Source organism: Anoxybacillus pushchinoensis (assembly GCF_900111795.1).
GTDB classification, from domain to species: domain Bacteria; phylum Bacillota; class Bacilli; order Bacillales; family Anoxybacillaceae; genus Anoxybacillus; species Anoxybacillus pushchinoensis.
The window spans coordinates 1-3337 of record NZ_FOJQ01000096.1 but is presented as its reverse complement, the minus strand read 5'-3'; the positions used below and the strand labels follow the sequence as shown (position 1 = coordinate 3337).

Annotated in this window: 2 protein-coding genes and 1 pseudogene; 2 read left to right on the top strand and 1 reads right to left on the bottom strand. The window is 35.7% G+C overall.

Annotated elements, in window-relative coordinates; genetic code table 11:
- Nucleotides 1-186 precede the first annotated feature (186 nt).
- Nucleotides 187-366, bottom strand: a pseudogene (locus BM213_RS15255) (IS1634 family transposase); the annotation flags it as partial.
- A 630-nt stretch (nt 367-996) separates the two neighbouring features.
- Here BM213_RS15255 and BM213_RS14165 point away from each other — a divergent pair.
- Together BM213_RS14165 and BM213_RS14160 are read left to right on the top strand one after the other, a co-directional pair.
- The gene (locus BM213_RS14165) at nt 997-1692 is read left to right on the top strand and encodes an ATP-binding cassette domain-containing protein (RefSeq protein WP_091705219.1); all 696 of its coding nucleotides are present in this window, start codon (nt 997-999) and stop codon (nt 1690-1692) included.
- Nucleotides 1693-1774: 82 nt separating this feature from the next.
- A complete protein-coding gene (locus BM213_RS14160) occupies nt 1775-2878 on the top strand; it encodes a hypothetical protein (protein ID WP_167357430.1) in 1104 nt (367 codons plus the stop codon).
- Nucleotides 2879-3337 lie beyond the last annotated feature (459 nt).

The window sequence follows — 3337 nt, the reverse complement described above, 5'->3', positions numbered from 1 at the left end:
GTGTTGGTTTAAAAGTTATTCTAAAAAACTGAATAAAAAATCCTTTTGTTCCGCCCTACCAAGGTGCGAAATATGAGTTATGAAGAATAATGAACCCGAGTTCGACAGTCACTAGGCAAACAAAATGCCTCTCACCCCTTGATACAAAAGGGATCGGAGGCATTTAGGCACACTTCGGGCGTGTATCTAGGTGCAAGGATGGATGCCTAGGATCTTCGGAGGAAGTTCCAGCCCTAGAGCCGCAAAGAGTTGCGCTTGTTTGGACGTCAGTTCGGTTCGTTGATCAAGGTCTCCGTTTTTGTAAGAAAAATGTCCAAGCAAGAGACGCTCGCCTTCGTCTCTTGCTGTCGGCCACGATTCACGAGTCAGGAGAAAGGAATCGCGGAATGCTTTTGGCCAGACGCTTCAAGACAGCGCGATCCACCTCGTCTTCGCGCCCAAACGAATCAATCACCTTCGCTTTCCCATAGTTGGCCTTTGGATCCCATTCTTATCATTCATCGCGTAAAATCGACAAAAATCGGGGTACGTCTTTAAAGTTTTTGACAGCACCTCTTAAATTTTATATTTTTTTGAAAAATAAAGGATCTTCACCGAAAGTTGTACTTGATTATTTCAGAACACGCCCTTTCTATACTTATAAGGAAAAATAAGTAAATAAGATTTTTCGTGCACGGCGGCTCAAGAAAATCCCTCCCTTGTCAAGTACATGTTGTGGTGATGAACCAAAATAAACTATTTATATTGATTATTTTCCTTTAATTTAAAATAATAGAATTGTAGGTTGTTAATTCTATTTTGTATAAGAAAGGTGGTGAATATGAACAATCTTAAATTTCCATAACGGCGATATACATCTATTGTTAAATTTGAATCACACCCATAAGAACAAGTTCTTGTTTAGATCAAATATTCGTGAATTTTTTAGAAGTTTTTATATTTTGGATCAGAATCAAAAATGTATTCTATTTGAAATAAATAAGTGAGGGTGAACATATGTTACGGTTAGAACATATCACTATAAAATACAATGAAAGAGTGATCTTTCGCGACTTAAGCTATCAATTTCAAGAGAATAAAATATATGGTCTAATCGGGAGAAACGGAGCGGGAAAGACAACGTTGTTAAAAACGATCGCACGTTTGAAAAAAGAAGAGCATGGAGATATTTTTTGGGGAGATGTTTCCATTAAAAACAAAGATTATTTTGATTTGGATGCTACGTTCATTAGCGATGATCACTCTTTTTTTCAAGATTTGACGATGTACGAACAAATGTTGTTTTTATGTAAAATTAAGGGGCTTCAAAAAACAAAAGCACAAAAGAAAATAGAAGAAATTGTCGACCTGTTTAAGTTGGGAGACTACATTGATTATTTTCCTCATGCGCTTTCGAGGGGGACGCTTCAAAGGTTTGGTATTGCCTTTGGATATTTAAGGGGGAGTAAGTTGCTGTTATTGGATGAACCTTTTATTACCCTTGATCCAATCCAAGTGAATACATTAGAAAAATTATTAATATCTCAAAAAAGCCCGAACAGAATTATTGTTGTTTCTAGCCATGACTTGGATAGTTTAGAAGCCATTTGCGATGAATATTTAATCATTAAAGATAAGAACGTTATTCGTTATCTTCCTAATGAAATTGGACGGTCAACAATTACTCAGATCATTGGTGATAGTTATGAATAGTCATATTGTATATTATTTTATACTCAATCAAATGAGAAAAGGGATGCGGCTCGTCAAACAATATCCTTTCTATGTCGTTGGGATGATTGTTGCCATGTTTTTTCTTGTTCCCGCAGCAATCGATTTGAGTCGTGTTTATGGGAATATCGTTAATCACTATGCCCCTTATTTGATTTTTGTTTATGGAGTAGTAAAGTTGTTTCAAAATAACCCGATCATAAATGTTCCGTTCCAAATTTTTCAGTATCGGCTTTTTAATTTTAAAAAATTTAAGCAATATTTGCTCATGAAAATGAGCTTCCCAAGCATCGTTTTTTTGATCGTCTATATGCTATTCATGCAGCAGGTCAGCACATCGTTGATTATAGCTCTATTAATTAATATTCTTTTTAATTACCTATGTTTTATGCGTTATCAATATGAAATATTGTATGTTCAGTTGCTCATGGTGGGTACAGTTGTGTTAGGTTTCATAGCGATTTATGTAGAGGCGATAATAATTGCAGCTTTGATGTTTATGGCGATGATCATACATTTGTTTTCGTTAAAATCGTTAGATTACTCATTATTGCATCGCTACTATCAAATCATGTCTAAACTGGGAGAGGGACTGTTAAATAAAGATATAAGTAAAATTTTAGAGATTCAACAGTTACTCACAGCAAAAAAAGTGTCATCAAATACAAAGTTATTGCTGAAGTATTATGATCAAGACTATCCATTTTACCTCATGAGGGAAGCTTTAAAAGTCAGGTATTATCAGAAAGATTTTTTTGTTTACATAACAATGTTGTTGCTATTTAGCATGTCAGGAATTTGGCTAGACCATTTTTATTATCAAGTGGGTCACATTTTTTTAGTCATTTTTTTCACAGATCATATGCTGACAAAATTGAACAAATATGAGTTAGAAACAATGAAAAAAAGTCTAGTTTTTCATATAAACTTGAGACAGTATGTGAAAAGAAAATATATATGCCACCTTATTTTCATGTTAGTGCCAATCATTTTAAGTTTTCCGATTTTGATAAAGTTGCCGCTTTCCTTTTTGTTAATTTGGGGATGTTTACCCCTGAAAAATGTGTTATTTAATTATACAGAAAAAAGGTTTTTCAGAGCGATGCTGTATGCTCTGGGGGTTTTACTGTACTCTTTTCCTTATATAGAAATGACATGGCTCCATTAATGCTTGAATTGGATTAAGAGTGAATGGGGGAGGCACAACTCATACGTTTGTATCCCTTCGTCATCGATGCGTTCGCCTTTTTGTGAAGCGATCTGAAACCAAAGGGCCTTCGATTCTCGCTCTCGGCGCAAGTTTCGTTTGATGTAGCAAGTAGCCAACGAGAGCAAGCCCACACAAAAAAAGCCGCTTTGTTTTATTGCGGATCTTTCTTAAAACTTACATTTCGCACCCTCTCGACAAACATCGGGAGGATTTTTTTATCTTCCTGTCGAATGAATTCTTGAAACACATGGAAAGCAAAGGAGTTTCTACATCATGAGCATTCAAATCCGTGCCATTTATGAAAGTGGTATTATGTCAAGAAAATAGACTCCCATGACAAAAAAATTTCGTCACCATCGGAAGGATGAAAACAACCTTCTGTCGAATGGTCTCCTTGCAGCTGGGGTCATGAGGTCG